The sequence below is a fragment of the Mesorhizobium sp. AR02 genome, assembly GCF_024746835.1.
Lineage (GTDB): Bacteria > Pseudomonadota > Alphaproteobacteria > Rhizobiales > Rhizobiaceae > Mesorhizobium.
The window spans coordinates 5837133-5864073 of record NZ_CP080531.1 but is presented as its reverse complement, the minus strand read 5'-3'; the positions used below and the strand labels follow the sequence as shown (position 1 = coordinate 5864073).

The 26941-nt window shown below is 62.7% G+C and carries 24 protein-coding genes and 1 pseudogene; 6 read left to right on the top strand and 19 right to left on the bottom strand.

All coding sequences use genetic code 11. The features are described from left to right. The first annotated feature begins 124 nt into the window (after positions 1–124). Positions 125–1408 (top strand): alpha/beta fold hydrolase, encoded by a 1284-nt coding sequence (locus tag DBIPINDM_RS32575; RefSeq protein ID WP_258583047.1) that lies wholly within the window; start codon positions 125–127, stop codon positions 1406–1408. A gap of 79 nt (positions 1409–1487) precedes the next feature. Here DBIPINDM_RS32575 and ilvC read toward each other — a convergent pair whose 3' ends face one another. Next, positions 1488–2507: a ketol-acid reductoisomerase gene (gene ilvC / locus DBIPINDM_RS32570; RefSeq protein WP_010910140.1), complete on the bottom strand. Its 1020-nt coding sequence runs from the start codon at positions 2505–2507 to the stop codon at positions 1488–1490. Between the two features lie 26 nt (positions 2508–2533). Next, positions 2534–3187, bottom strand: a complete 654-nt coding sequence (locus DBIPINDM_RS32565; protein ID WP_258583046.1) for a TetR/AcrR family transcriptional regulator — start codon at positions 3185–3187, stop codon at positions 2534–2536. Between the two features lie 153 nt (positions 3188–3340). On the opposite strand from DBIPINDM_RS32565, the gene DBIPINDM_RS32560 reads away from it, so the two are divergent. Beyond that, on the top strand, positions 3341–3775 hold the full coding sequence (locus DBIPINDM_RS32560; protein WP_258583045.1) for a DUF1772 domain-containing protein: 435 nt from the start codon (positions 3341–3343) through the stop codon (positions 3773–3775). A 27-nt stretch (positions 3776–3802) separates the two neighbouring features. On the opposite strand, the gene DBIPINDM_RS32555 is transcribed toward DBIPINDM_RS32560, so the two are convergent. After that, entirely contained in the window at positions 3803–4261 is a 459-nt protein-coding gene (locus DBIPINDM_RS32555; RefSeq protein ID WP_258583044.1) for a MarR family winged helix-turn-helix transcriptional regulator, read from the bottom strand. Between the two features lie 177 nt (positions 4262–4438). On the opposite strand from DBIPINDM_RS32555, the gene DBIPINDM_RS32550 reads away from it, so the two are divergent. Together DBIPINDM_RS32550 and DBIPINDM_RS32545 are read left to right on the top strand one after the other, a co-directional pair. Beyond that, positions 4439–4666 (top strand): Rieske (2Fe-2S) protein, encoded by a 228-nt coding sequence (locus DBIPINDM_RS32550; RefSeq protein ID WP_258583043.1) that lies wholly within the window; start codon positions 4439–4441, stop codon positions 4664–4666. A 1-nt stretch (position 4667) separates the two neighbouring features. Further along, on the top strand, positions 4668–5390 hold the full coding sequence (locus DBIPINDM_RS32545) for a glutathione S-transferase family protein (protein WP_258583042.1): 723 nt from the start codon (positions 4668–4670) through the stop codon (positions 5388–5390). 38 nt (positions 5391–5428) lie between these two features. On the opposite strand, the gene DBIPINDM_RS32540 is transcribed toward DBIPINDM_RS32545, so the two are convergent. From DBIPINDM_RS32540 to DBIPINDM_RS32520, 5 genes and pseudogenes are all read right to left on the bottom strand, one after another. After that, positions 5429–6349 (bottom strand): CHAT domain-containing protein, encoded by a 921-nt coding sequence (locus DBIPINDM_RS32540; protein WP_258583041.1) that lies wholly within the window; start codon positions 6347–6349, stop codon positions 5429–5431. A 32-nt stretch (positions 6350–6381) separates the two neighbouring features. Next, positions 6382–8244 carry a tetratricopeptide repeat protein gene (locus DBIPINDM_RS32535; protein ID WP_258583040.1) on the bottom strand — a complete coding sequence of 621 codons (1863 nt, stop codon included), beginning with the start codon at positions 8242–8244 and terminating at the stop codon, positions 6382–6384. 23 nt (positions 8245–8267) lie between these two features. After that, positions 8268–8402, bottom strand: a pseudogene (locus tag DBIPINDM_RS43715) (FAD-dependent monooxygenase); the annotation flags it as partial. Between the two features lie 551 nt (positions 8403–8953). Then, positions 8954–10240, bottom strand: a complete 1287-nt coding sequence (locus DBIPINDM_RS32525) for an FAD-dependent oxidoreductase (RefSeq protein ID WP_258583038.1) — start codon at positions 10238–10240, stop codon at positions 8954–8956. Positions 10241–10293: 53 nt separating this feature from the next. Then, positions 10294–10704, bottom strand: a complete 411-nt coding sequence (locus tag DBIPINDM_RS32520; RefSeq protein ID WP_095202259.1) for a winged helix-turn-helix transcriptional regulator — start codon at positions 10702–10704, stop codon at positions 10294–10296. A 137-nt stretch (positions 10705–10841) separates the two neighbouring features. Between DBIPINDM_RS32520 and DBIPINDM_RS32515 the strand changes: the two genes are divergently transcribed. Beyond that, a complete protein-coding gene (locus DBIPINDM_RS32515; RefSeq protein WP_258583037.1) occupies positions 10842–11735 on the top strand; it encodes an SDR family oxidoreductase in 894 nt (297 codons plus the stop codon). A gap of 34 nt (positions 11736–11769) precedes the next feature. Here the strand turns inward: DBIPINDM_RS32515 and DBIPINDM_RS32510 are convergent, their stop codons facing one another. The 4 genes from DBIPINDM_RS32510 to DBIPINDM_RS32495 all read right to left on the bottom strand — a co-directional run bounded on the left by DBIPINDM_RS32510 (position 11770) and on the right by DBIPINDM_RS32495 (position 17700). Further along, positions 11770–12804 carry an SDR family oxidoreductase gene (locus tag DBIPINDM_RS32510; protein WP_258583036.1) on the bottom strand — a complete coding sequence of 345 codons (1035 nt, stop codon included), beginning with the start codon at positions 12802–12804 and terminating at the stop codon, positions 11770–11772. A gap of 35 nt (positions 12805–12839) precedes the next feature. Beyond that, positions 12840–14759, bottom strand: a complete 1920-nt coding sequence (locus DBIPINDM_RS32505) for a potassium transporter Kup (protein WP_258583035.1) — start codon at positions 14757–14759, stop codon at positions 12840–12842. Between the two features lie 188 nt (positions 14760–14947). Continuing rightward, entirely contained in the window at positions 14948–16861 is a 1914-nt protein-coding gene (locus DBIPINDM_RS32500; protein ID WP_258583034.1) for a potassium transporter Kup, read from the bottom strand. 98 nt (positions 16862–16959) lie between these two features. Continuing rightward, positions 16960–17700, bottom strand: a complete 741-nt coding sequence (locus tag DBIPINDM_RS32495; RefSeq protein WP_258583033.1) for a pyridoxine 5'-phosphate synthase — start codon at positions 17698–17700, stop codon at positions 16960–16962. 154 nt (positions 17701–17854) lie between these two features. Here DBIPINDM_RS32495 and DBIPINDM_RS32490 point away from each other — a divergent pair, with 154 nt between their 5' ends. Beyond that, positions 17855–18259 (top strand): STAS/SEC14 domain-containing protein, encoded by a 405-nt coding sequence (locus tag DBIPINDM_RS32490; protein WP_258583032.1) that lies wholly within the window; start codon positions 17855–17857, stop codon positions 18257–18259. A gap of 22 nt (positions 18260–18281) precedes the next feature. Here DBIPINDM_RS32490 and DBIPINDM_RS32485 read toward each other — a convergent pair whose 3' ends face one another. The 7 genes from DBIPINDM_RS32485 to DBIPINDM_RS32455 all read right to left on the bottom strand — a co-directional run bounded on the left by DBIPINDM_RS32485 (position 18282) and on the right by DBIPINDM_RS32455 (position 26747). Beyond that, positions 18282–19409 (bottom strand): ATP-dependent DNA helicase, encoded by a 1128-nt coding sequence (locus DBIPINDM_RS32485; RefSeq protein ID WP_258583031.1) that lies wholly within the window; start codon positions 19407–19409, stop codon positions 18282–18284. A 152-nt stretch (positions 19410–19561) separates the two neighbouring features. Beyond that, entirely contained in the window at positions 19562–20491 is a 930-nt protein-coding gene (locus DBIPINDM_RS32480) for a DMT family transporter (RefSeq protein ID WP_258583030.1), read from the bottom strand. Between the two features lie 92 nt (positions 20492–20583). Further along, the gene (locus DBIPINDM_RS32475; protein ID WP_416361724.1) at positions 20584–20964 is read right to left on the bottom strand and encodes a nitrile hydratase accessory protein; all 381 of its coding nucleotides are present in this window, start codon (positions 20962–20964) and stop codon (positions 20584–20586) included. Further along, positions 20933–21592: a nitrile hydratase subunit beta gene (gene nthB, locus DBIPINDM_RS32470; protein WP_258583028.1), complete on the bottom strand. Its 660-nt coding sequence runs from the start codon at positions 21590–21592 to the stop codon at positions 20933–20935. Before nthB ends, DBIPINDM_RS32475 begins: the two co-directional genes overlap by 32 nt. Positions 21593–21605: 13 nt before the next feature. Beyond that, entirely contained in the window at positions 21606–22211 is a 606-nt protein-coding gene (gene nthA, locus DBIPINDM_RS32465) for a nitrile hydratase subunit alpha (RefSeq protein ID WP_258583027.1), read from the bottom strand. Positions 22212–22290: 79 nt separating this feature from the next. Further along, on the bottom strand, positions 22291–25455 hold the full coding sequence (locus DBIPINDM_RS32460) for an efflux RND transporter permease subunit (protein WP_258583026.1): 3165 nt from the start codon (positions 25453–25455) through the stop codon (positions 22291–22293). Continuing rightward, positions 25452–26747: an efflux RND transporter periplasmic adaptor subunit gene (locus DBIPINDM_RS32455; RefSeq protein WP_258583025.1), complete on the bottom strand. Its 1296-nt coding sequence runs from the start codon at positions 26745–26747 to the stop codon at positions 25452–25454. Before DBIPINDM_RS32455 ends, DBIPINDM_RS32460 begins: the two co-directional genes overlap by 4 nt. Positions 26748–26941: the final 194 nt, after the last annotated feature.

The following is a 26941-nucleotide window of genomic DNA, read 5'->3' as shown; positions in this document are numbered from 1 at the left end:
TGTTGCCACTGAAAAGTCCTCAACGATACAGGAGTTAGCGCAACGGCTGGATCACTTAACTTTTGTTGCCGCCCCTACTATTATGCCCCCCGCAAGACTTTGCGGCTTGAGGGGGTAAGCTGAAATGCCAGAACCGCCCGTCGTGATCCTCATTCATGGCATCAGGACCGCCGCATGGTGGCAGAACCGGATCGCCTCGGTCATCGAGAGCGAAACGTCCGCCACCGTCATTCCGATCAAATACGGCTATTTCGACCTGCTGCGGTTCTGGTGTCCGTTTGGCATCTGCCGGGCAGGCCCGATCGAGAAGCTGCGCCAGCAGATCGAGGGGGTCAGCAAGCACTATGGCGACGGGCCGCTGATCGTCTTTGCGCACAGCTATGGCACCTATGCGCTGACCCGGGTGATCCTGCAGAACCCCTACTTCCGCTTCGATAGGATCATCCTGTGTGGCTCGGTGGTTCCGGGAGATTGGCGCGCTGTCGAAGACCAGATACGCGGCCCGGAGAAGCGCAACGCCATCATCAATGAATGCGGAACGCGCGACATCTGGCCGGTGCTGGCGCAGTCCGGCACCTGGGGTTACGGCGCCACCGGCACCTACGGTTTCGGAACGTTCAATGTCCGCGACCGCTTCCACGACATCACGCACAGCGAGTACTTCACCAACGAATTCGTCAAGGCCAACTGGATCCCCCTGGTTCGCGGCGAGAAGGTGACGTTCTCGGATGTGGACACGCAAGGTGGCGGAACCCCTGCATGGTTCAATCTGCTGCGGCTGCCGCTGAAGTGGATCCCCTTTGTCGCGGCCGCCAGCGTGGCGGCGGTGCTTGCCCTGCATCCGGTCTGGATATTCGGCGGCTGTGCCAGCGGCACGAGGCCTTACAAGGACCAATGCGTGACCGAGGATTGGCTGGCAGGCCGCAAGGATCTGAAAAAACAACTGGGCGATGTTGTTGCGGAGGTCAACAAGACGCTCGACCTCAAGGGCGGTCGTTTGTTTCCCCTGATGGACGAATATGAAGCCGATCCGACGCCCGAGAAATGGGCTGAAATCGTCCAGGTCGCCGACGTGTTGCTGAAGCAGATCGATGACGGCGTGGCCAAGGCGCTCGACTATGATTCCAGGCTGGTCAGCGTCGGCAACAACATCACCCTGATTACGTCGACAGGCAAACAAGCCGTCGAAAAGAAATACAGCAACCCATTCGTGACAGTCGAAAAGCAGTGGAACGGGCGGCAGTTCGTCGTCAACCAGATCGTCAAGGTGAAGGAGATGCCGACCGTCGAGCAGGCGCGGCAGTGGCACCAGCAGCTGTTCGAAATGCACCAGCAACTGACCGTGGAAATGCAGAAACTGATGGATTTGCTGGATGACGATGGCGAGCCGGGCGGATCGAGCGCCTGAAGCACGGCGCGGCGACCAGAAATGAAAAGGGCGGCACTCGCCGCCCTTTTGCATGTAGGGAAAGGTCCGCGAACTTCGCTCAGTTCTTGGCCTTGTCGACCAGCTTGTTCTTGGAAATCCACGGCATCATCGCGCGGAGTTTAGCACCAACCTCTTCGATCTGGTGGCTGTCGTTCATGCGGCGGATGCCCTTGAAGCGCGACAGGCCGGCGCGGTATTCCTGCATCCATTCCGAGGTGAATTTTCCCGTCTGGATGTCCTTCAGCACGCGCTTCATCTCGGCCTTGGTCTCGGCGGTGATGATGCGCGGGCCCGAGACATATTCGCCCCATTCGGCGGTGTTCGAGATCGAGTAGTTCATGTTGGCGATGCCGCCTTCATAGATCAGGTCGACGATCAGCTTGACCTCATGCAGACACTCGAAATAGGCCATTTCCGGAGCGTAGCCGGCTTCCACCAGCGTCTCGAAGCCGGCGCGGATCAGTTCCACCAGGCCGCCGCACAGCACGACCTGCTCGCCGAACAGATCGGTTTCGCATTCCTCGCGGAAATTAGTCTCGATGATGCCCGAACGGCCGCCGCCGACGCCGCAGGCGTAGGACAGCGCGAGATCAAGCGCGTTGCCCGAAGCGTCCTGGTTGACGGCGACCAGGCACGGCACGCCGCCGCCCTTCTGATATTCGCCGCGCACGGTGTGGCCAGGGCCCTTCGGCGCGATCATGACGACGTCGACGGTCGACTTCGGCTCGATCAGGCCGAAATGCACGTTGAGGCCGTGCGCGAAGGCGATCGCAGCACCGTCGCGGATGTTCGGCGCGATCTCGTTCTTGTAGATGTCGGCCTGCAGCTCATCGGGCGTCGCCATCATCATCAGGTCGGCCCATTTGGCAGCGTCCGCGACGCTCATCACTTTGAGCCCGTCGGCCTCGACCTTCTTGGCGGTCGCCGAGCCGGCCTTGAGGCCGATGGCGATCTCCTTGGCGCCGGAATCCTTGAGGTTGAGCGCATGCGCCCGGCCCTGGCTGCCATAGCCGATGATGGCGACCTTCTTGCCCTTGATCAGGTTGAGATCGGCATCACGATCGTAATAGACGCGCATTTTTACTTCCTTCCCGTTTCTTGAGATCAGAGGCCTTGCGGCCCGGTTTTTGCTCCGAAAAGAGCGAGAAACTGTTGCGTCGCCCGGACGGCATCGCCGCCGATCGTCGCCTCAGTCAATTCCAGCCGGTCGCCCAACAGCAGACGTATCTGCACGTCGCGGGCGACCAGCCCGAAAAAGCTACGGAACGCCGTCTCGGCATCCGTAAATTCCAGGAGCCCGGCCTGGCGCCCGGCCTCGAGCACCGGCTTCAAGCGCTTGGCCAGCGCGAAGCGGCCATTCTCCAGCACGACGGCGCCAAGATTATCCTTGCCCGAGCTGGCATGGCCGACCGCCACCCGGTTGAGCGCGATCGAGGTGTCGCTGGAGATGACCTTCAGCCAGTCGGAAGCAAAACGCTCGAGGCTTGCCGTCAGCGAGGCAAGGTCGAGGCCCTTGCCGTCGACGGGCGCCACCCGAACCTTGGAGGCCTGCCACTGCACGGTTGCCGTCAACAGCCCGTCGCGGTCGCCAAACCATTTGTAGAGCGTTTCCTTGGAACAGCTGGCCCGCCTGGCCACGGCGGTCATGGTCAGCTGATCGCCCTCCTCGACCAACAGCCGCAACGCCGCGTCCAGAACGGCCTTCTGCCGCTCCGTCAGCGTCTCGCTGGTGTCGATATCGGGCACGATGTGCAACACGCTCTTCCCTCACGGACAGGCAAGCCAGTTATTTTCGGCAAGCCGTACCGTACGTTACGGTTCGGCACCTCTATGGCGTATTGCGCCGAACCTTGCAAGCCCTATTTCTCTCTGGACGGCTTCGATGTCAGCCACCTTGCAGGGGGAAGAAAGATGCTCATCGGATTGCTTGCCTTGACCATAGCCGCCGTGTTCGCCGGCGCCGCGATCTATGTCAGCGTCGCCGAGCAGCCGGCACGGCTTGGCCTTGATGACAGGGCGCTGCTGCGGGAATGGCAACCTTCCTACAAGCGTGGCGCCGCCATGCAGGCATCGATTGCCATCGTCGCCTGCGTTCTTGGCCTGATTGCCTGGTGGTTGAGCGGCGGTCTTGCTTTTCTTGTCGGGGCGGTGCTGATCATCTTGCCCTGGCCGTGGACGATAATCGTGATGATGCCGACCAACAGGGTGCTGGAAGCAATGGATGCCGGCGCTGACAATCCGCAAGCTAGGCTGCTGATCGTCAAATGGGGCAATCTGCACCTGGTTCGCGTGGCCTTCGGCGTGCTGGCGACGGTGGCCTTTTTCTGGGGCAGCCATCTGGCCTGACATCGCTCCGATCTTGCCAGGCCAAGTTCAATCTCCGGCTGGCGGATGGCGCAGCCGGCCAAGCAGCGCCGACACCGTGTTCAGCTCGTCCGGCGAGAGCCTGGCGCCGACCAGTTCGGCGATCGACCGTCCGTAGACGGCCCACATCCGGCGGCGCGTCTCACGCCCTATGGCCGTGATGCGGATGGTCTGGCCGCGACCGTCGTCTGCCACCGGCAGCTTCTCCACCAGCCCTTCAGCCTCGAGCCGGGCCAGCAGCCGCGAAATGTTGTACTGCGCAAACAGAGTGCGCTCGATCAATTGAAACGGCCGCAAGCCGCCCTCGCCCGCCTCGGCAAGCTCGTGCAGCACGTCGTACCAGGCAAGCGGCGGCAGGCCGCCCTGCTTTAGCGCGTCTTCGGCACTCTCCACCAGCTGGCGCGAAACCCGCATCAGGCGAGCCCAGGTCTTGATGGCTTCCGGCGAAGGCGTGGCTCTCTCGGTCATGGCCTACCCTAGGCGATAGATGCAGATGCATCAAGCTTGACGATCAATGCGTATGCATCTACATAGATGCAATTGCATCGATATCGAAAGGCAAATCCATGAAACACGAAATCTGCAAGGTTGCCGACATCCCGCAAACGGGCAGCCTGATCGCCCCTTTCTTCGGCCGTGAGGTCCATGTCTGGCGCAGCGGCGAGCGCATCCGCGCCGCCCGCCAATGTCTGCCTGCATTTCGGCGGACCGCTCGACTGCAGGGACGGCAGGCTGGTCTGTCAATGGCACGGTGCCGCCTTCGACATGGCATCAGGCGATCGCCTCGACGGTCCCGCGCCCAAGAACTCCCGCCTGATGTTCCTGTCGACGCGCGTCGATGACGGCGCATTGAACTATGTCTGGGGAGAATGAGATGACCGACAAGCTCATCCTCGTCAGCCACCCTCTCTGCCCCTATGTCCAGCGCGCCGCGATCTCACTGACCGAAAAGGGCGTGCCGTTCGAACGCGTCGACATCGACCTCGCCGACAAGCCGGACTGGTTCAAGGCCATTTCGCCGCTCGGCAAGGTACCGCTGTTACGCGTGCAGCGAGATGGTGAGGAAACAGTGATCTTCGAATCCGCTGTCATCCTCGAATTCCTCGAAGAGACACAGGCCAATCCCCTTCACCCGATTGATCCCTGTACCCGCGCCCGGCATCGTGCCTGGATCGAATTCGGCTCGGCCACCCTCAACGCCATCGGCCGGTTCTATTCAGCGCCGAACGAGGCTGGATTTCTTGCCGAGTCCGGCGCGCTGGCGGCCATGTTTGATCGCCTTGAGGCCGAACTGGCTGATGGCACCGGCCCATGGTTCGCCGGCGAGAGCTTCTCGCTCGTCGATGCGGTCTACGGGCCTGTTTTCCGATATCTCGACGCATTCGACCAGATCGGCGATTTCGGCATCCTGGACACCAAGCTGCGCGTCCAGGCCTGGCGGCAAGCGTTGAGTGATCGTCCGTCGATCAGGCACGCGGTAGCGGCAGACTATCCGCAGCGCCTGCATGCTTTCCTGCAGGCAAAGGGATCGTTTCTGTCGAGCCTCATCCGCCGAAGCGATCCGGCCAGACCATTTGCGTTGGCACGATCGGCTTGAACGCACGGATCATGAGCGAGTATGCGCTTCGGGCAGCCTCAGTTCTCGAACATGACAAAGGCGGCCCAGACCCGCGGGTCTTGGGCGCCTGATATCTTGCCGTCGCGGGCATCGCGGCGGGTCTGGCGCAGCGCTTCCGGATAAGTCTGTCCGGCGGCGAGATGGCGGCAGAACCCGACCATGAACGCAGCGGTTCCGGCGTCGTCCACTGGCCATAGCGTCAGCAGCGAGCGTTTGGCGCCGGCAATGTCGATTGCCGTCGGCAGCCCGCGCAAGCCGCCGACGAATGTCTCCTGGCCACGGGCTGTCTCACAGGCGGACAAGACAAGCAGGTCGAGGCCCGACAGATCCCAGCTCATCAACTCCATGCCATAGAGCCGGCCGTCATCATCGTCACGTTTCATCGACTGCCGGTCTCCCGACTGCGACAGCACGACCTGGCTCTGCCAAAGCGCATTCATGGCGCCCACACCACCCTCTTTCTCATCACGGTAGGCGCCATGAGTGGCCAGATGCGCAACCGTCGCCTGCTCCATATCCTGGCGCAGCGTCCGCTCGCTCGCCGCCGTTCCGGTAAGCATTTCGACCGAATAGTCATCGCCGCGCAGTATCGAGGCGATCGCGTCGACCTCCTTGCGGGTGCCCGGTAATGGCTCCGCCCCCTTTTCGGACCCTCGCGCATAGTCCAGGCCGCCGGCCAGCAGGGCTTTACCGGTCTTGGGAAAACTCTGATCGACGCCAGCATTCAACAGCGATTCCGGCCTCGTCAGCATGCGCACGACGAAGCGGTCGTCGAGCGACGCGCCCTTGCCGTCCTGCAGCAGGGGGAACGGCACGGAAAACAGCTTTTCGTCCGGCACCACGAAAAGCGTATCGGCGCCACCAAGCGACGCTTCCAACGGTGCGATCAGGCCGGCATAAAGCCCGATGAATGTGGCGTTCAGATCGATCAATGTCACGGCACCGCGTTCCTGCGCGGAACGCGTCCACCTCAGGTTTGCCGTGCGTGTTTCGCGGGCGGCCGGGATGAGCCGGCGCGGATCACCGAGATCGTAGAGGCGCGGCTGCTGGTCCTTGCGTGTGACGATCGCATAGAGGCGCTCATCTGCCAGCGGATCGTCACTCTCGCGATCCGCCCGCCACTTGCGGTGATGAAGTAGTCGATCAGCGCCTCGTTTGGCTTCAGCAGGGTGTCGGCCGACGGAAGGGGTTTGTCCACCAGGCTCTGGCTGAAACTGTACTTGGCCATGACTTTGGCGATGGCCTTCTGGTACGCCGCCTCAACCTGTTCGGGCTGCACCGCTCCCGGATCATCGGAACTGTCACCGCTGGAAGCCGCCTCCTGATAGGCCAGGGACAGCTGGATCCCGGTCTCGATCAAATGCCGTGTCTCCAAATCGTTCGGATCGATCAAACGGGACAGCCTGCGCAACAGATCGCGTTTCTCGTTTTCAAGCGTCGGCCAGCGGCGCACGGCTTCTGCAAACGCCGGCACCACCGATGCGTTGTTTTTTGCGAGGCGCGCATAGTCGTACAGCATGTCGTCGGCCAGGGCGCGGCTGGCCTCGGCCACGATTGGGTTGCCGGCTGTGCTCACCTGAAACCAATTCCAACGCAGCATGTCCTCGTCGAGAGCCGCGAAATCGGCAGCCGCCGCCTCCGGATTCGTCTTCGCCTTGAGATTGGCCATAGCCTGCCGCGCGGCAAAGGTCAGCGGATGCACCACCCCGTATGTCGCTTCGGCGATGCCGTGGGCTCGCTCAAGTTGGCTCATACTGTTGTCCGTGTCACCCACTGCGATGAAATGCGCGGCGAGCAGGTTGGCGATGTTGATTGCCAGTATTTCGGGATAGTTCGGGTCGGTGGTCAGTTGTTGCAGCCGTGCCAGCGTCGGCTGGTCGAGCGGCTGCGCACCAGAGAGCACCCTGGTGTAGAGCAGCCATGCGTCGGCCTGTTCGACCAGATTGCCTTCCTGCTTGAGAACGACGGCAATGTCCCGGTCCTGCTGGAAGTGGCGCAAGGCCTCGTCGTATTTGCCAAGGTTCAGATAGTCCTGCGCCGTGTTGTTGGCGCTGACCAAAACGTTGAAGTGATTGGGGCCGTAGTAGCCGATCCGCTTCTCCAGCACGGCCAGATCGTATTGCAAGGCACGTGTCGGAGCCCCCATCTGGCGCAGCATGTCGGCCAGATTGTTCTGCAGCTTCCAGATGAAACGATCATCGGTACCGGCTACCTGCTCGGCCAGCTTCAGATTGCGCTGTTCGATATTGATGGCTGAAGCGATCTGACCGAATGCGGCGACCCCGGTCGCCAACACATCGTTGGCATACAGGAGTTCCTGGGATTCTTTGCCATGGTAATGGGCGTATAGATTGGTAGCTGTCGCGCACATGGAAACGAAGCCCTTATAGTCCTTCTCGGCCTGTTTCAGCATTGCGTAGTTGAGATAAAAGTCGGCCCGCTTCTCGACATCCTGCTGCATCGCCCGGGTTTTCAGACCTTCGGCAAAAATCTCCTCGGCGTCGTCGAGAATCTGGTTGTTGAGAAAAGTCGCGCCGGCGTTCGAGTAACTCTCCACGGTGAATTCGTAGAGGTCGCTTCTGGCGGCATCGAGCAGCACTGCGCGCAATTGCGCATAGCCTTCATCGAAGTGCCCTGCGTCCATCATCAGCTTATAGGCCGCGTCGATACGGGCTTTCAGCGCCTGTTCATTGGCAGCCGCCTGCTGACTGGGCTGGTCAGACGTCTGGGCTTGTGCCTGAGGTAGAGGCAACGCCGCCGCCAGCATCACCAGGACAGACGCAACGATGCGTATCAGATGCTGCGATTTTCGCACCCTGAACATGACATGCATACGGATCGGCCTAGGCGAAAACTCTATGATGCAGTCGTATCATGACCCGGATCTTGTCCGAAATCCCACTGCGCCTCCCTAAGCCCTGCCCGCCTGAACGGATCGATCACCGTGCCGGCGACCATCGAGGCGAGGAACTGCGGCGCCGGCGGGATTTCTTGTTGGAGAACATGTAGCATTTGAAAAACCATGAGGCTTTCTTGGTCCGTCATCCGGAAATCAATCGGACTCTCTTTGACAAGGTGGCGATAGCGCTGTTCCAACTATTCGGGCTCTATTGGGCACCATTTCTGTCTGCGGCAGCGGCATTTGCCTTCTTAGACGCGCGTCTCGGCAAACCAGCCTTGATTGTCGATAGGGATGGCTTGTTCGACAATCGCTCTGGCCTGTCGGTGAAAATGGACTGATGTCTTGAGCGCCAAACCAATAATGGCCCGGGCCGGCTATTGGGGAGTGTCCTTGCAGGTGCGGGAGCCTGCTCTCCTGCCCAGATCCATCCGGCTTGGCTACCCGTTGTTGCGACGGCGCAAGGTCGGCGAAGCTCAGATACAGTGCAACTTTCTAAGCACGCCGGCGCACGAGATCGTCAACTCGATGCTGACACTCGTGCAAAAAAACGGTGGTCAACTCCTGCCTGCACACCCAATATTTTGGAGTTCAGTTCCAACAGTTGTGCCTCAGCAATAGTCTTGCACAGCGGCTGAGCCAATTATGGGCCCGCGATCCGTCCGTCTCGGAAATCCATCCTCGGCCAGTTCGTCTCCCTCAGCCCTGCCCGCCTGAAGGGATCGATCACCGTGCCGGCGACCATCGAGGCGAGAAGCTGCGGTGCCGGCGGGATTTTCGCGATGGTCGCCACCAGCCTGTCGCGGATAAAGGGCAGCGCCACCGAATCCGACTGGTAGAACGGCGTGAACGCTAGCGACAGTGCCTGGAAGACGCGCACATGCCAGCGCCGCGCCTTGGCATAGGTTTCGAGCGCTGCCTCGATGCTCTGCATGCGCGCCAACGCATGGCTGAGCGCCGCCGCGTCGAGCAGCGCCATGTTGGCCCCTTGCCCGAGCTGCGGGCTGGTCGAATGCGCGGCATCGCCGATGACGGCCAATCTCCGGCCAACCGGAAGCTTCATCGTATGGTGGCCGTAGCGGGCCAGCGACAGCTGCTCGAAACTGTCGATCTGGCGGGTGAACGCCTCGCTCTGCGGCCACAGCCGCACCACCCGCTCTTTCCAGGCATCTAGGCCACGCTCGCGCACCGCGTCGGCATCGGCCGGCTTCAGGCTCCAGAAGAAGGCCGCCATCTTTTTGGCTCCGGGTTCCGGCCGGCCGATCGGCAGCACGCCGATCATCACGCTGGCCTTGTCGTAGCGCTGCAAGAGCGCGTATTCGTCAAAGCCCTCGCCGCGCCAGTCGAGCGATGCCCAGAACGCGCCATAGGTGAGTGGCAGTGGCGCTCCCGCATTGCCCACGCACTGCCGCAGTTTCGAGCGCGCACCGCTGGCGTCGACGACCAGATCGAATGGCCCTGCCCTTCGTCCATTGCCACAGATCAGCGTCGCCCGTTCGCCGGCCTCCACAGCCTCGATCTCGACGCCGGTCTCGATGGTGATGGCCTCGCGCCGGGCGGCGCGAAAAAGCACGCCGAACAGGGCCTGGCGATGCACCGCCAGGCCGAAACGGCGGCCGCGCTGGGCGTCGTAGCGAACGTCGAGCACGGTGCGCCCGGTCGAGGCATCGGCGCCATGCAGCCGATCGATGCGGGCGCCGAGCGCCAGTATGTCGTCGAGCAGGCCGAGATCGGCCAGAACCGTCAAGCCGGTCGGCTGCAGGATCAGCCCGGAGCCGACGGGCTTCGGCTCCTCGAAGCGCTCGAAGATGGTGACCCTGTGCCCGGCACGCTTGAGATAGAGCGCCATGGCCAGCCCCGCCGGACCGGCGCCTGCAATTGCGATATCGTAGGAAATGCCGATGCCCCCAAGCCGAACTGGCCGGGACAATCCTTCAGCCGCCTGATGAAATCAAGTCGCCGCGCGGAACGCTACCGGGCCGCTCAAGCCTGTGTTGCGTCGAAACCGGCACGTGCCTCACGCACAGCATCGTGGTTGAGTTCGGCCCATTGGAGCAGATGCTGCAGGGCGCCGAACATCGAGCGCCCGAGATCGGTCAGACTGTATTCGACGCTCGGCGGCTTGGTCGGGAACACTTCGCGATGCACATAGCCGTCGCGCTGCAGATCGTAGAGCGTCTGGGTCAGCATGCGCTGCGAAATATCGGGAACCAGCCGCCGCAATTCGCCGAAGCGATAGGGCTGCTCGGCCAGCGCCGCCATCAACAGCGAGCTCCATTTGCCATTGAGCCCCTGGATGACCTCGCGGACCGGGCAATCGGCAAGGTTTCCGCCGCCGGTCATGGCTTTGTAGACGTCGAGTTTGGATCTCAGATTGACGATCCGGCTGTCCATGGCTGGTTCCCTGCGTGTGCCTACCTCCCGAAAAACTGCCTTCTTTACGGCACCGGGTCAATTCCTATTTTAGTGCTGGTCTCTTTTTGAGACCATTAAGAGCACCCGCCATGCTGGCGCAAAATCAGGACCTCCCCATGACCGAAACCCTCCTTGTCACCGGTGCTGCCGGCCAGCTTGGCCGCGGCGTCATCCGCTATCTCCTGGACACGCACAAAGTTCCGCCGGCAAAGATCATCGCCACCACCCGCAATCCTGAAAGCGTGGCCGATCTGGCAGCGTGCGGCGTCGTTGTCAGGGCCGCCGACTTCAACGACGCGGCCTCGCTGGAAACCGCATTCAAGGGCGCCGACAGGGTGCTGATCATTTCGACCAGCGATCTCGATCTCAAAACCGGCAGGCGTCTGAAGCAGCACGAGGCGGCGGTGGCCGCTGCGAAGAAGGCAGGCGTTTCACATCTGCTCTACACCTCGATGCCCAATCCGGAGCCGGTTTCGCCAGTGCTGTTTGCCGGCGACCACTACGGCACGGAGCAGGCGATCAAGGCCAGCGGCCTTGCCTATACGATCTTCCGCAACGGCTGGTACCAGGAGAACCTGTTCATGGCGCTGCCGCACGCCATTGCCTCGGGACAATGGTACACCTCCGCGGGCGACGGCCGCATCGCCCATGGTGCACGCGACGACATGGCCGCGGCGATCGCCGCAGGCCTCGCTTCCGGCTCGACCGACAGCAAGACGTACACCCTGACTGGCCCACAAGCGTATACGACTGCCGAAATCGCCGCCCTTGTGAGCGAAGTCACCGGCAAGCCGCTGGAAGTCATTCAGCTACCCGACGAAGCCCTGACCGAAGGTGTGAAGGCGGCTGGCCTTCCCGAGGAGTTCGCTCGCGTCATCGTTTCCTTCGACGCCAACACGCGGTCCGGCCGCATCGCCATGGTGACCGACGCGGTCGAAACGCTTTCCGGCAGGAAGCCGCAAACGCTGAAGCAGTTCCTCGAGGCCAACAAAGCCGCACTGGCTGGTTGAGACCCGCGTGGCGGGAGGTCTCCCTCCCGCCACGCTACTTCTTGAGCAGCCCGAGCCGGACCAGGCTCTCGCCGGTGGCAGCCAGCGCGTCCTCGCGCGAGCGCGGCGCCCAGCCGAGCAGGCGCACCGCCTTGGCGTTGGTGGCATTCTTGACCTTGCCCAGCTCCGTCGCGAGTTGCGCGGCTTCCGGGTTGAACAATCCGACGATCCGCACCAGCCAATCGGGAAGCTCACGCGTCTTGACGCGTGCCGCCGCATCGCCGAGCCGCGTCTTCAAGGTCTGCGCGATCTCCCGCACGGTCATGAAATCACCTGATACAGCCAGGAAGCGCTCGCCGCTGGCGGCTGGATTGGTCATGGCACGCACATGCAGGTCGGCAACGTCGCGTGCGTCGACGACGCCGAAGGACAGGCGCGGCAGCCCCGGCATGGCACCGTTCATCATGCGCTGGACAAATTCGGTGGAGGTCGAATGGTCGGACCCGAGCACCGGCCCGAAAATGCCGACCGGATTGACGACCGCCAATTCCAGCCTGCCACCCTCGGCGGCGATGAAGTCCCAGGCCGCGCGCTCGGCAAGCGTCTTCGACTTCACATAGGCGCTGACCTTGCCCGTCGGATCGGTCCAGCTCTCCTCGGTGAACGGCCGGCCATCAGGCGGCATCTTGCCGTAACCTACTGCCGCGAAGGACGAGGTCAGCACGACGCGTTTGACGTTGGCGTCTCGTGCGGCCCGCAGCACCCGCAGCGCGCCTTCGCGAGCCGGGATGATCAGGTCGTCCTCATGCTTCGGCACGCCGAGCGGAAATGGCGAAGCGACATGCAGGACATAGTCACAGCCGGCGACCGCTTGCGGCCAGCCTGCGTCGCTCATGAGGTCGGCGATCGCAAAGGATAGCCGGTCGCCCGGTTCGACGCCGTCTGCCTTCAGCATGGCCAGCACATCGGCTTCACGTTTGGCGGAGCGCACCGTCGTGCGCACGCGGTAGCCCGCCTTCAGCAGTGCAACGATACAGTGGGCGCCGAGGAAGCCAGATCCGCCGGTGACAAGCACCAATTCGCCGCTCATGGCCGCCTCCTGTTAGGCCGAGGCGATCAAGCCGATCAGATCGCCACCTGAGTGCCGATTTCTACCACACGTCCGGTCGGAATCTGGAAATATTCGGTCGCGTCCGCCGCCGTGCGTGCCAGGCCGATGAACAGCTTGTCCTGCCACACCGGCATGCCCGAATTCGGCGAGGCCTTGAGCGAGCGCCGCGACAGGAAGAACGACGTCGTCATGATGTCGAACTTCCAGCCCTGCTTGCGGCAGATTGCCAGCGCACGCGGAATGTTGGGCTGTTCCATGTAGCCGAAGGTCAGCGTCACCCGCATGAACAGCTCGTTGACCGTCTCCATCTTGACCCGTTCGCTGTCGGGCACCACCGGCTGCGGCGCGGTCACCACCGAAAGGATGACGTTCTGCTCATGCAGCACCTTGTAGTGCTTCAGGCTGTGCATCAGCGCGGTTGGGGCGCTCAAGGGGTCGCTTGTTAGAAAGACAGCAGTGCCAGACACCAGCTGCGGCTTTTTCTTCAGCAGATTGCCGGCGAGGAAATCGAGCGGGATCTCGTTGCGACGGGTCTTTTCGAACAGATAGCGGCTGCCACGCACCCAGGTCCACATGCCCAGCACGATCGTGAAGGCCACAGCAAGCGAAGCCCAGCCACCTTCGAACACCTTGACGATGTTGGACGCAAAGAAGCCGACGTCGATGAAGGCAAACAGTGCGGTCAGTGGGATCGCCACCCTCAGCTTCCATTTCCAGATGCGGGTCATCACGACATAGAGCAGCACCGTCGTCACCAGCATGTTGCCGGTCACCGAGATGCCGTAGGCCGAGGCGAGCTTGCTGGACTCGCCAAAGCCGACCACCAGCATCATCACCACCAGCGCCAGCAACAGGTTGACACGCGGCATGTAGATCTGGCCGGACTGTCTTTCCGACGTATGCAGGATTTCGAGCCGCGGCAGCATGTTGAGCTGCACCGCCTGCCTGGTCAGCGAGAAGGCACCCGAAATCACCGCCTGGCTGGCGATGACCGTCGCGGCGGTCGCCAGCACGACCATCGGGATCAGCGCCCAACCCTCGTTCATCTCGAAGAACGGATGGCCGACGATGCCATTCTTGGCCAGCACGAAGGCGCCCTGCCCGGCATAATTGAGCAGCAGGCAGGGAAAAACGATCGCCAGCCAGGCAAGTACGATCGGCTTGCGGCCGAAATGACCGAGATCGGCATAGAGCGCTTCCGCACCGGTTACGGCCAGGAAGACAGCGCCGACCGTGACGAAGGCCACGTCCGGCGAATGGATCAGGAAGGCGACGATATAGTGCGGGCTGATCGCCAGCAGGATTTCCGGATCGTTGATGATATGTTTCAGGCCGGAAAGGCCGATGGCCAGGAACCAGACCGCGGTCACCGGGCCGAACACCAATCCCACCCCGCCCGTGCCAAAGCGCTGCACCGCGAACACCATGGCGAGGATGACCAGGGTCAGCGGCACCACATAAGGCTGGAAAGCAGGCGTAACGACGTTCATGCCCTCGACCGCCGAAAGCACCGAAATCGCCGGTGTGATGACCGCATCGCCGAAAAACAGCGAGGCGCCGACGATACCGATACCCAGAATCACCGCCGAGCGCTTCGGGAAACTGCCGCGTGCCAGCGCCATCAGCGACAGCACGCCGCCCTCGCCGCGGTTGTCGGCGCGCAGCACGAACATGATGTATTTTATCGTAACCGTAATCGTCAGCGACCAGATGATCAGCGACAGCACACCGAGAATATCGCCGCGATCAGCAACGGTGCCGTGGGACGACGCCACCAGCGCTTCGCGAAAGGCATAGATCGGGCTGGTGCCGATATCGCCATAGACCACGCCGAGCGCGCCCAGCATCAGCACCTTGGTGCTATGCTGTTCGATCTCCGGATGGCTCGACTGTTCGACGGGTTCTGCCTCACTACCAGCATTGGCAAGGGCCATGGACGACACTCCGATAAGCGCGCGGTGCTCTACGCTTGCTGCAATGCAATATCAAGTGCCGTCGCGTGACGGCTCCCATGCCGGCAACGCTAGGCTCCTTGGGAAATGGCCTGTAATCCAATGGTCGCGGGCTGAATTCGCGGCTGCGGGAAGCATAACGGGCGCCCATAAGACCTGCCCTGTCTGCCTTAGATAGCAACTTGCGTGCCGATTTCCACGACACGTCCGGTCGGGATCTGGAAATATTCGGTCGCATCGGCCGCGGTGCGCGCCAGGCCGATGAACAGCCGGTCCTGCCACACCGGCATGCCGGAATTGGGCGAGGCCTTGAGCGAGCGCCGCGACAGGAAGAACGACGTCGTCATGATGTCGAACTTCCAGCCCTGCTTGCGACAGATCGCCAGCGCGCGCGGAATGTTGGGCTGTTCCATGTAGCCGAAGGTCAGCGTCACCCGCATGAACAGCTCGTTGACCGTCTCCATCTTGACCCGGTCGCTGTCCGGCACCACCGGCTGCGGCGCCGTCACCACCGAAAGAATGACGTTCTGCTCATGCAGCACTTTGTAATGCTTCAGGCTGTGCATGAGTGCTGTCGGCGCGCTGAGCGGATCGCTGGTCAGGAACACCGCGGTGCCCGACACCAGGTGCGGCTTCTTCTTCAAGAGATTGGCGGCGAGGAAATCGAGCGGGATCTCGTTGCGGCGGGTTTTGTCGAACAGATAGCGCGTGCCGCATATCCAGGTCCACATGATCAGCCCCATCAGGCAGGCAACCGTGATCGATACCCAGCCGCCTTCGAAGATCTTCACGATGTTTGCCAGGAAGAAGCCGCTGTCGATGATACCGAACAGCAAGGTCAGCGGCAGGGCGACCGCGAGTGTCCATTTCCACAGCTTGCGCATGACAACGAACAGCAGGATCGTCGTCATCAGCATTTCGCCGGTCACCGAGATGCCATAGGCGGAAGCCAGCGAACTCGAGCTGCCGAAACCGACGACCAGCAGCATCACCCCCAGGGCGATGAGCAGGTTGACGCGGGGCATGTAGATCTGGCCGTGTTGCATCTCGGACGTATGCTGAACCTCGATGCGTGGCAGAAGGTTGAGCTGCACCGCCTGGCGGGTCAGCGAAAAAGCACCAGAGATGACTGCCTGGCTGGCGATGACGGTCGCGGCCGTCGCCAGTCCCACCATCGGCATCAGCGCCCAGTCAGGCAGCATCTGGAAGAATGGATTGGTCGGCCTCCCGTCATTGGCCAGCACAAAGGCACCCTGCCCGAAATAGTTGAGCAGCAGGCAGGGGAAAACCACGGAAAACCAAGCCAACACGATGGGCTTGCGTCCAAAATGGCCAAGATCGACATAAAGCGCCTCGGCACCAGTGACAGCCAGGAACACCGCGCCGACAGTGACAAAGGCGGCCGTGGGTGTGCTGACGAGATAAGCGACCGCGTGATACGGATTGATAGCCAGCAGGATCGATGGATCGTCCATCAGGTGATAAAGCCCCGCTGCGCCGATGGCCAGGAACCACAGCGCGGTCACCGGCCCGAAGACCGCAGCCACCTTTCCCGTGCCGAAGCGTTGCACTGAGAACAGGATGGCCAGGATGAGCAGCGTGATCGGCACGACGTAAGCGTCCAGTGTCGGCGTCACCACCCTCAGGCCTTCGACCGCCGACAGCACGGAGATGGCCGGCGTTATGATCGAATCGCCGAAAAACAACGCCGCGCCGCAAAGGCCGATCGCCAGGATGAGTCGCGCGCCTTTGGGATAGGCGCTGCGCGCCAGCGACATCAGCGACAACGTGCCGCCTTCGCCCTTGTTGTCGGCCCGAAGCACGAAGGCGACATATTTTATGGTCACGATGATCGTCAGCGCCCAGACGATCAGCGACAGCACGCCAAGCACGTGAGCGCGCGTAGCGATACCGGGCGAAGCGTGAAGCGCCTCACGGAAGGCGTAGATCGGACTGGTGCCGATATCGCCATAGACGACGCCGAGCGCACCCAGCATCAGAACCTTGGTGCTGTGCTGTTCGGCCCCGGAATGGCTCGATGGCTCGACGGTTTCGGCCTCGCTACCGCGACTGGCAAGGTCCATAGACCACTCCCCGACAAGCGCGCGGTGCTTCACGCATGCTACGATGCGAAGTCAATTGCACGCTATGGCTGCCATACCTGCAAGGCGAAGCTCTACCCCTACCAGCCGCAGGCTCTGAGAAACCGACCCACCGTGCCGGCCATGCCATACTCCAACGCGTCGGCTGTCAACCCATGTCCGATTGACACTTCGGCCAATGCCGGGATGCGCTTCGCCAGGGCGGGCAGATTGCCCACCGTCAGATCGTGCCCGGCATTGACCTGGAGGCCGGCGGCAAATGCCGCATCGGCTGTTTTCCCCAATCTTTCCAGCTCCTTGGCCGCCTTTGCGGGATCGGAATGGTAGCTGCCATAAGGGCCGGTATAGAGTTCGATCCGGTCGGCCCCCGTATCGCGCGCGGCCGTCATGCCGGCGGGATCGGCATCGGAAAACAGCGACACCCTGAAACCGCCCTTCTTCAGACGTTTGACGATCGGTGTCAGGAACGCCGCATCGGCGACGAAGTTCCAGCCATGGTCGGAGGTTGCCTGTGCCGGATCATCGGGAACCAGCGTCACCTGTTCGGGCTGATGCTTTTCCACAAGCGCCAGGAAATCCTCGCTTGGGTAACCCTCGATGTTGAACTCTGCCTGCGGGAACTCATCGTCGATCAGCGCCCTGATCTGCGGCAAGTCGGAATGCCTTGTGTGACGCTCGTCGGGACGCGGGTGGACAGTCAGCCCATGCGCTCCGGCGGCAAGGGCAAGCCGGCCGACACCGATCACGCTGGGCCAGGGCAGGTCGCGGCGGTTGCGCAGCATGGCGATGGCGTTGAGGTTGACGGAAAGCTTTGCGGGCATGGGCTGGCGTCCGTGAAATCAGGCGGTTAAGGCGCACCACCGTTCAGTCGCGGCGCGCTTGAGACCGGGCATCTATAGCGTCTTTGACGGGAACAGATAGGGGTTTCGGGTGTTCCAGAAGACCAACGCTATTCCGCAAAAGGAGGCACCAGCCGTGAATTTCCTGCAATCCGTGCCGGCGATCCGTCGCATCGACACCGGTCGCGACGACCTGTTCGCCATCGATGTGGTCGGCCATGTCTCGGCGGCCGATGCCGAAAACCTGTTCGGCCTGCTGGAGGCGGCCTACGCGCTCCACCAGCGAATCGACGTGGCCGTGCGCATGGTCGATCACGATGGCGTCGACTGGGCCGACATCTCCGACGAAACCCTCAAACAGGGTGCCGTCCACGCACTGGAGCATATAGGCCGTTGCGCGGCGATCGGCTCGCCGGACTGGACGCCGGACGCACGGCACGCTTTGCCTGCGTCGTCGCCCATCGAATTCAGGCATTTCAAGGCCACGGATGAAGCCGAGGCCTGGAAATGGCTCGGTGTCCAGCCGCTTGGCACGCCATGACGGCCCCCTTGGCCGCCATGCCTTATCTGACGATCGTCAGCCGTTCAGCGGCCCGCGTGATCGCGGTATAGAGCCAGCGCTGGCGGGTTTCCTTGAAGGCCCAGCTTTCGTCGAACAGCACGATCTCGTTCCACTGCGAACCCTGCGCCTTGTGCACGGTCAACGCATAGCCATAGTCGAAATCGTCGAAGCGCTTCTTCTGCTGCCACGGGATATCGGCATCCGGATCCTCGAACGCCGCCTTGAGCAGCTTGATCTTGGCGACGCCGCGGTCCGGATCGTCCTCTTCCGGCGATACCAGAAGATTGATGCCGGGCTTCACCGTCTCGCGCGACGAGGTCATCACTTTCCACAGCGAGCCGTTGAGCAGTCCCTTGGCTGGATCGTTGCGCAGACAGACGAGCTTGTCACCGGCCTGCGGATAGTCGGCGTTGAAGCCTTTGAGCTCGCGCAGGCGCTGGTTGTAGCGGCGGCGCGTGCGGTTGGTGCCGACCAGCACCTGATCCGCCTTCAGCACCAGCTCCTGGGTGACGTCTTCCTTGCCGATCACCTGCGCCGTGCCATAGTCGCCGCGCATGAATTCGCGGCCTTCGCGCACATCGAGCGCCAGCCGCAGGATCGGATTGTCACGTGCCTGCCGGTGGATTTCAGTGAGCAGGAAATCTGGTTCGTGATCGGTGAAGAAGCCGCCGCCCGAAATTGGCGGCAACTGGCCGGGATCGCCCAGCACCAGGATCGGCGTGCCGAAACTCATCAGGTCGCGGCCGAGCTGCTCATCGACCATCGAGCATTCGTCGATAACGACCAGTTTCGCACGCGAGATCGGGCTCTGCCGGTTGAGCGAAAAGGTCGGCGACATCGAAGTCTTGCCGGTCACCTCGTCCTCGACCGATTCCTCGCCCTTGGGCCTGTAGATCAGCGAATGGATGGTGCGGGCATTGACCGCCCCCTTGGAGCGCAGCACTTGTGCTGCCTTGCCGGTGAAGGCGGCGAACTGCACCTGACCGTCGACATGGTCGGCAAAATAGCGCGCCAGCGTCGTCTTGCCGGTGCCGGCATAGCCGAACAGCCGGAACAGCTGCGGCTGGCCGGCCTGCAGCCAGCGGGCGACCGCTTGCAGCGCCTCGTCCTGTTGGGGAGAGAATTCCATCAGTGCGACAGACCGGATTCGCAAGCGAAAGACAAGACAGTCGCCTATCGACTGCCGCCAGTGACGCACCGAGCGCCGCCGACGGTTCAGGCTATCAGGCGCATAGTAGAACGTAAAGAGAACAAAGGCAGGCGCCCGGTTGATCGCTCTTGTCAGCCGAGCGCAATCAAGGCCGTGCCGGCGAAGGCGAGCACTGCCCCGGCCCAGGCCGGTGCCGGCGGCCTGTAGCCGCTGCGCAGCCACACCATCGGCAACACCAGCACTGGCGACAGGGACGACAATGTCGAGACGATGCCGACCTTTCCGCCGGCCAGCGCGGCCATGATGAGCGACATGCCCATGCCGGTGCCGATCAACGCGCCGCAAATGCCGATGCCCAGCGTTCGCGCCGACGGCCGGCGGCGCCTGGCAACGCGGCGCAAGGGAACCAGCGCCAGTAACAGGAAGAGAACCGCCGACACACCGGTACGGATCGCCATCGCCGTGAACGGATTGACGCCCGATGCCATGACCGGGCGCGCCACCAGGGCGCCAGCCGCCTGCCCCAGGGCCGCTACCAATCCAAAGGCGAGACCAACAGGCAAGGTCATCTGTTTTGCCGGCAGCACCTGCGTTTCGATGGGCGGTGTCGGGAAGATGCCTTCCGGTTGAACCTTGGCGGGGCGCCCGAACAGGATGGCAAGCACAATGCCGGCGATGACCAGCGCCACGCCAGCCAGTTTGAGCGGACCGACCGTCTCGCCCAGGAAAACATAGCCCATGATCAGGGCAAAGGGAGACGTCAGCGAGAACACCAGCAACGCCAGGCGCGGGCCGAGTGCGAATATCGACGAAATATAGGCCGATGAGGCAATGAATATCCCGAACACGCCGGAGGCGGCAAGATAACCCATCTGCCACGGCAGCAGCCCGGCCCAGCCGCCCAGCACCGTGGCCGCGATGGCAGTCGCAACAGTCACCGCGAGCGTTTGCAGCCGGGTCAGGGTCAAGGCGTCGATGCGGCCGACCAGTTCACCGGCCAGCATGCCGCTCGTGGCGATGCACAGGGCCGCGCCGATCGAGAGAATTTCCGACAGGTACATTTATTCTCTCTTGGGCAGAGGGCGGCTTTTTCGAGGGAGATGATTGTCGTTGTGGGGGGGAGGATTGAACGGTCCGAAAGATATCCGCCTGATCAGGCGGATTGGAACTCCGGATCGTTCTCGAGCAGGATCGGCCTGCCATGCGGCGTGGCATGCGCGGCGCGCTCCCAGGCCTGCGCCATCGCATCGACATCGGGCTTGGCGGCCAGCCCCTTTGAGGCAAGCAGCCCTTCCAGCGCCGCCAGCCAATGCTCGTAATAGTCATGACCGTCGGCTGCCGCACCCGGCTTCTTCACCTCCGCCGACAGGGCATCCGCCCACTCGCTCCACGAGAACAGACCGTTGTCGTGCAGCGCCACCGTCATGGCGAACGCCTCGGCCTGCCAGGGCTCGGCGAAGACAGGCGCATCGAGGCTCGCGGGCAAATCGGCGGCGGTCCCGTCAGGCCGGCTCAAGATAGCTCTCCCAGGCATCGATCGACACGGTCAGCGTCGGATCGGCGCCCTCGCCCCAGATCTCCGTGCCGTCGAAAACCACCGTATAAACCCATTGCGGGTTCTCGCCTTGCCCATGCGCGTTGCTGTCGGGAAAGACGAAGCCGTCATGCACTGCCTCGATCCTGCCCCGCTTGCCGCGCGCGTAGCGTGGCAGCCTTGTATGGCCGGTCGGGTTGAAGTTTTTGGTCCGCACGGAATCACCGGCCTTGAACCGCGCCGGTTCCGTCATCGGCCGGTCGCAAGGACCGCCCTTGGCCAGAACGGCCGGGACGTTTTCCGCCTTCAGCACCCGTTTCGGGGTCGCCGCCGCATCGATCGCCTCGCCGGCCTCGAGATCGCGCTCACTGACGAAACCATGGCGCTTGAGCAGGGTCTCCAGCGCCTTGATCCAGATCTGATAATAGCTGGAGGAATAATAGTCGGCCGGATGCAGTGATTCCCGCGCGTGCCGGCTCTCATCGATATTCCAGGCGCCCATGCCACCGGCGCAGAGCGTCACGCCGAGCGCCCGCCTCTCCCAGGCAGCGTGGAAATAGGGTTCATCCTGTTCGGGCGCGACCGACCCGAACCCCATCTGTCCGCCGAGATCCTGCGGCCCGTTCACGCCGGCTCCCCCTTTATTCCGGTTCTTGGGCCAGCGCCGTGCCGATCATGGCATCGCGGCTTACAAGCTCGGCCAGTCGCTCCTCGCTCCAGCCTTCGGTGCCGTCCGGCCGCATCGGCACGACGAGATAGCGCAGTTCCGCCGTGGAATCCCAGACGCGGATTTTTGTATCGGCCGGCAGCGCCAGCCCGAATTCCTCGAGCACGCCGCGCGGATCGATCACCGCCCGCGACCGATAGGGCGGCGCCTTGTACCAGACCGGCGGCAGGCCGAGCACCGACCATGGATAGCAGGAGCACAGCGTGCAGACGACGAGGTTGTGGGTATCCCCTGTGTTGAACACCGCCTGCATGTGCTCGCCCTGGCGGCCGGTATAGCTCAGCGATTCGATCGCCGCCGTCGCATCGTGCTTGAGCCAGTCCGCATAGGCAGGATCGCTCCAAGCCTTGGCCACCACCCTGGCGCCGTTGCGCGGGCCGATCTTGGTCTCGTAGGTATCGACGATGACGTCGATTGCCGCCGGATCGATCAGCCCCTTGCGGGTCAGGATGGTTTCCAGCGCCCGCACGCGGGCGGCAAACGGATCGAGTTCGTTGTCGTGGTCATGATCATGTGACATGGCCGCAAATTACGTTTCCAGTCCGCCGGCCGCAAGCACAACGGCTTGGGCCAGCTTCTATCCTTGCCGTGTCAGCCTGTCATTCAGCTGCTGTCTTTTGCGCCTCTGCCGGGATGTCGTCATTGGTGCCGAACAGCGAAGGCTGGTCGCCACTCTCTTCGATCGTCTGCGGTTTGGCCTTGCCCTTCGACCACAGCCCGACCAGCCAGCCCGAGAAATTCTCCATGTAGACGTAGATCACCGGCGTCACGAACAGGGTCAGCGCCTGCGAGGCGAGCAGGCCGCCGACAACGGCAACGCCCAGCGGCTGGCGCAATTCGGCGCTGGCGCCGGTGCCGAGCGCGATCGGGAATGTGCCCATCAGTGCCGCCAGCGTCGTCATCATGATCGGCCTGAAACGCATCAGGCAGGCCTTGTGGATGGAGTCCTTGGCGGACATACCTTCTCGTCGCAATTCAAGCGCGACGTCGACCATCATGATGCCGTTCTTCTTGACGATGCCGATCAGCATCAGAATGCCGATCACCGCGATGACCGACAGGTCCATGCCGGCGAAGCGCAAGGCAACGACAGCACCCAGCACCGCCGACGGCAGGCCGGTGAGGATTGTGAGCGGGTGGATGAAACTCTCATACAGAATGCCGAGCACGATATAGATGGTCAGGATCGCGCCACCGACCAGCAGGCCCTGATTGGCCAGCGAATCCTGGAAGGTCTTGGCCGTGCCGGCAAAGGTGGTCGAGATCGCCGTCGGCATGCCGATCTGCTCTTTGAGCGCGTTGATGCGGGTCACGCTGTCGCCCAGCGCCACGCCTTGCGGCAGATTATAGGAGATGGTCACGGCCGGAAGCTGGCCGAGCTGGTTGACCGTCAAGGCACCGGCCGTGCGGTCGACCCGGGCAAAGGCGCCAAGCGGAACCAGACTGCCGCTCGCCGTCCGCATCTGGATGGCGAGCATCCGCTCGGGCGACCATTCGATCTTGGGATCGAGTTCGGTGATGACCTCGTAGCTGTCGGCCGAACCGAAGATCGTCGAAACCTGGTCGGTGCCGAAGCCGCCATAGAGGGCGGAGCGCAGCGTGTCGGTATCGATGCCGAGTTGGGCAGCCTTGTCGCGATCAATGACCAGCGATGCCTGCAGCGCATTGTTCTGCAGGTCGCTGGTGACGTCGGTGAAGGTCGTATGGTCGGCCGCCATCGCGTCATTCAGTTTCTGCGCCCACTGGTCGGTCAGGCCGGTATCGAGGCCCTGCACGACGAGCTGGTAAGCGCTGGCCGACGAGCGCGAACCGAGCCGCAGGTTCTGCACCGGCTGCATGTAGGTCTCGATGCCCGCCACGCCAGCCAATTGCTTGCGCAGGTCAGCCTGCACCTTCTCGATGTCGGGTCGCTGGCTCTTGTCCTTCAACTGCACATAGAGCTGGCCCTGGTTCAGTGCATTGTTGCCGCTGCCTGCCGACCATGCCACATGCGAAACATAGGGCGAATGGGAAAAGACGCTTGCCACCTGCCCCTGCAGCTTCACCATGGCGTCAAAAGAAATGTCCTGGCGCGCAATCGTCGTCACCGAGATCTGGCTGATATCCTCCTGCGGGAAGAAGCCCTTCGGCGAGGCCTGGATCAGCCACACCGACGCCGCCGCGGTGCCGACAAAGACCAGGAACACCAGGAAGGTGTGCCGCAGGCAGAATGTCAGAACCCGGTCGTAGCCGCGTGTGACGAGATCCTGCTTGTGGCCAGGACCGTGCTTGTCGCGATCGGCCTTGGTGACCGACAGCAGTCGCGAGCACAGCATCGGCGTCAGCGTCAGCGACACGAACATCGACGCCAGGATGGCGACCGTCACCACGACGGCGAACTCGTTGAAGATGCGCCCGATGACGCCGCCCATCAGAAGCACGGGGATGAACACGGCCACCAGCGAGATCGAGATCGAGATGATGGTGAAGCCGATTTCGCGCGCACCTTTCAGCGATGCATCGAACGCCGACAGCCCATCCTCTTCCATGTGGCGGAAGATGTTTTCGAGCATGACGATGGCATCGTCAACGACGAGGCCGACCGCAAGCGTCAGGCCCATCAGCGATATGTTGTCGATGGAAAAGCCGAACAGGAACATGGCGCCGAGCGTGGCGATCAACGAGATCGGCACCGCCACGGCCGGGATGATGGTCGCCGTCACCCGGCGCAGGAACACGAAGATCACCATCACCACCAGCGCGATGGTCAACAGCAGCGTGAACTGCACGTCGTTGACGGCCTGGCGGATGGAGGTCGAACGGTCGTTGAGCAGCTTGATCTGGGCGGCGGCCGGCATCTGGTCCTGGAAGGACGGCAGCATCGCCTTCACCTTGTCGACGACGTCGACCGTGTTGGCATCGGGCTGGCGCTGCACCGCCATGATGATCGCCCGGGTACCATCGTACCAGCTCGCCGTCGTCGTCGTCTGCACCGAGTCGACGACGCGGGTCACCTCGCCCAGCCGCACCGGATGACCGTTCTTGGTGGCGATGATGAGGTTGGAGAAGCCGGCAGCGTTGCCGAGCTGGGTGTTGGCGGTGATGGTGAGCTGCTGCTTGTTGTTCTGCAGCACGCCGAGCGGCGTGTTGCTGTTGGCCGAGGCGACCGCCGCCTGCAGCTGATCGATCGAGATGCCGCGCGCGGCAAGCGCTGTCGGATCAATCTGGATGCGCACGGCATATTTCTGCTGGCCGAAGATCGAGACCTGGGCCACCCCGTCGATGGTCGACAGCGACGGCGAGATGACGTTTTCGGCGAAGGCATCAAGATCTGTCAGCGGAACCGTGTCGCTGACCAGCGACATCAAAAGGATCGGCGCGTCGGCAGGATTGACCTTGCGGTAGCTCGGCGGCGACGTCATCTGCGGCGGCAGCGACTTCTGCGTGCGCGCGATTGCCGCCTGCACGTCGGCCGCCGCCGCATCGATGTTCCGGTTGAGCACGAACTGGATGGCGATCGAGGTCTGGCCGAGCGAGTTCGTGGTCGAGATGGAATCGATGCCGGCGATGGTGGCGAACTGCTTGATCAGCGGCGTCGCCACCGATGTCGCCATGGTTTCCGGCGAGGCGCCCGGCAGTGAAGCCGAGACGTTGACCACCGGGAATTCGGCGCTGGGCAGCGCCGCCACCGGCAGGAACTTGTAGGCAAAAAGCCCGCCCAGAACGAGGGCGAACGACATCAGAAGGGTGGCGACGGGTCTGCGGATGCAGAATTCGGAGATCATTGGGCCGCCTCGCCCGTGTTGGTCGCCTCGGCCACCTTGGGTGCGGCTGCCGCGGTGCCCTCGTGCACGGCGGCGCCATTCTTCAGCCTCGTCTGGCCTTCCGTGACCACTTTCTCACCGGCTTTCACGCCCTGGCTGATGGCGCTGTTTTGGCCTTCGGTCAGCGCCACCTGCACCGGCCGCATCTCGACCGTATTGTCCGGCTTGACCACATAGACAAACGGGCCGTTCTGACTGGGCTGCACCGCGACAGTGGGAACGGAGGTCATCTGCGGCATGATGCCGGCGTCAAGGATGACATTCACATACTGGCCGGGCCACAGCGAAAGGTCCGCATTCGGTATGCTCGCACGCGTGGCGATGGTGCCCGACGCGGTGTCGACGCTGGAATCGACGAAATCGAGCGTCCCCTTGCCGATCGGCGTCGGGTCGCCGTCCTTGGTCAGGGTCACTGCCCCTTGCTGCGGATTGGCAAGCGCCTTGTGCAGCAGTGCAAGGTTGCTCTCCGGCAGATTGAAGTTGACCTGTAACGGGTCCATCTCGGTGATGGTCACCAGCGGCGTCGAGGTGCTGCTGTTGCCATTGCTGGTGGTGACGAGATCACCGACGGCAACGCTGACAGCGCCAAGCCTGCCGGAAATTGGCGCGGTGATCGTGGCAAAGCCAAGCTGGACATTGTCGGCGTCGATCGTCGCCTTGTCGGCATCGACGGTCGCGGCCGCCGCCTTCTGCGCGGCTACCGCCTGGTCGTAGGTCTGCTGCGTACCGGCCTGCTTGGCGACAAGGTCCTTGGCGCGCTGAAGATCGGAATTCGAACTGGCAAGCAGCGCCTGGTCCTTGGCGAGTGTGGCCTGGTCCTTGGCGAGTTGCGCCTTGAGCGCGCGATCATCGAGCCGGAACAGAACGTCGCCGGCCTTCACCATCCGGCCGTCCTTGACGTCGATCGACACGATCTGACTGGAGACCCGCCCATTGATGTTGACCACGGCCGGAGAGGAGACGAAACCAATGGCATAACGCCGGATCGGGAAGTCGGCCGTCGTTGCCGCCGCCGAAACGATCGAGGCCGAACGGGCGCCACTGCCACCGGTTCCCGGCTTGCCCCCGGCTGCCTGCCCTCCTGCTGCCTGCCCCCCTGCTGCCTGCTTGTCGGTTGCCGCTTTGTCCGAGGTCGCGACCTGCTTTACGCCGATGATCTGCTGAACCTTGCCCAGCGTGTCGGGCGAAAGGTAGAGCCAGGCCGCGCCAGCACAGGCGACGGCAAGCAATGAAAGAATGACTTTTCCACGCATCGACAAAGGCCTCACCGTCCGACACGCCATAGCCAGGTGGTCGTATTCTAGCGCAACTCACGGCTGATTGCCGCGATTTAGCCGAATAGATAGGACAGGCGTTTGTCGGAAAAGGGCCAAAACACGGCATTACGAAGATTTAATGTGCACTGCACAATGACTGTGCAGTCCGTCATGGCCGTCGGCCGAAGGCC

Bases quoted from the DNA above. Each gene is read 5' to 3' on its own strand.
- DBIPINDM_RS32520 (WP_095202259.1), bottom strand. From the start codon at position 10,704: ATGGACAGCCGGATCGTCAATCTGAGATCCAAACTCGACGTCTACAAA.
- DBIPINDM_RS32505 (WP_258583035.1), bottom strand. From the start codon at position 14,759: ATGGCCCTTGCCAATGCTGGTAGTGAGGCAGAACCCGTCGAACAGTCG.
- DBIPINDM_RS32575 (WP_258583047.1), top strand. From the start codon at position 125: ATGCCAGAACCGCCCGTCGTGATCCTCATTCATGGCATCAGGACCGCC.
- DBIPINDM_RS32495 (WP_258583033.1), bottom strand. From the start codon at position 17,700: ATGCCCGCAAAGCTTTCCGTCAACCTCAACGCCATCGCCATGCTGCGC.
- DBIPINDM_RS32480 (WP_258583030.1), bottom strand. From the start codon at position 20,491: ATGTACCTGTCGGAAATTCTCTCGATCGGCGCGGCCCTGTGCATCGCC.
- DBIPINDM_RS32535 (WP_258583040.1), bottom strand. From the start codon at position 8,244: ATGCATGTCATGTTCAGGGTGCGAAAATCGCAGCATCTGATACGCATC.
- DBIPINDM_RS32460 (WP_258583026.1), bottom strand. From the start codon at position 25,455: ATGATCTCCGAATTCTGCATCCGCAGACCCGTCGCCACCCTTCTGATG.
- DBIPINDM_RS32555 (WP_258583044.1), bottom strand. From the start codon at position 4,261: ATGACCGAGAGAGCCACGCCTTCGCCGGAAGCCATCAAGACCTGGGCT.
- DBIPINDM_RS32560 (WP_258583045.1), top strand. From the start codon at position 3,341: ATGCTCATCGGATTGCTTGCCTTGACCATAGCCGCCGTGTTCGCCGGC.
- DBIPINDM_RS32545 (WP_258583042.1), top strand. From the start codon at position 4,668: ATGACCGACAAGCTCATCCTCGTCAGCCACCCTCTCTGCCCCTATGTC.
- DBIPINDM_RS32455 (WP_258583025.1), bottom strand. From the start codon at position 26,747: ATGCGTGGAAAAGTCATTCTTTCATTGCTTGCCGTCGCCTGTGCTGGC.
- DBIPINDM_RS32550 (WP_258583043.1), top strand. From the start codon at position 4,439: ATGTCTGGCGCAGCGGCGAGCGCATCCGCGCCGCCCGCCAATGTCTGC.
- DBIPINDM_RS32510 (WP_258583036.1), bottom strand. From the start codon at position 12,804: ATGAGCGGCGAATTGGTGCTTGTCACCGGCGGATCTGGCTTCCTCGGC.
- DBIPINDM_RS32475 (WP_416361724.1), bottom strand. From the start codon at position 20,964: ATGCCTGGGAGAGCTATCTTGAGCCGGCCTGACGGGACCGCCGCCGAT.
- DBIPINDM_RS32485 (WP_258583031.1), bottom strand. From the start codon at position 19,409: ATGGAATTCTCTCCCCAACAGGACGAGGCGCTGCAAGCGGTCGCCCGC.
- ilvC (WP_010910140.1), bottom strand. From the start codon at position 2,507: ATGCGCGTCTATTACGATCGTGATGCCGATCTCAACCTGATCAAGGGC.
- nthA (WP_258583027.1), bottom strand. From the start codon at position 22,211: ATGTCACATGATCATGACCACGACAACGAACTCGATCCGTTTGCCGCC.
- DBIPINDM_RS32500 (WP_258583034.1), bottom strand. From the start codon at position 16,861: ATGGACCTTGCCAGTCGCGGTAGCGAGGCCGAAACCGTCGAGCCATCG.
- DBIPINDM_RS32515 (WP_258583037.1), top strand. From the start codon at position 10,842: ATGACCGAAACCCTCCTTGTCACCGGTGCTGCCGGCCAGCTTGGCCGC.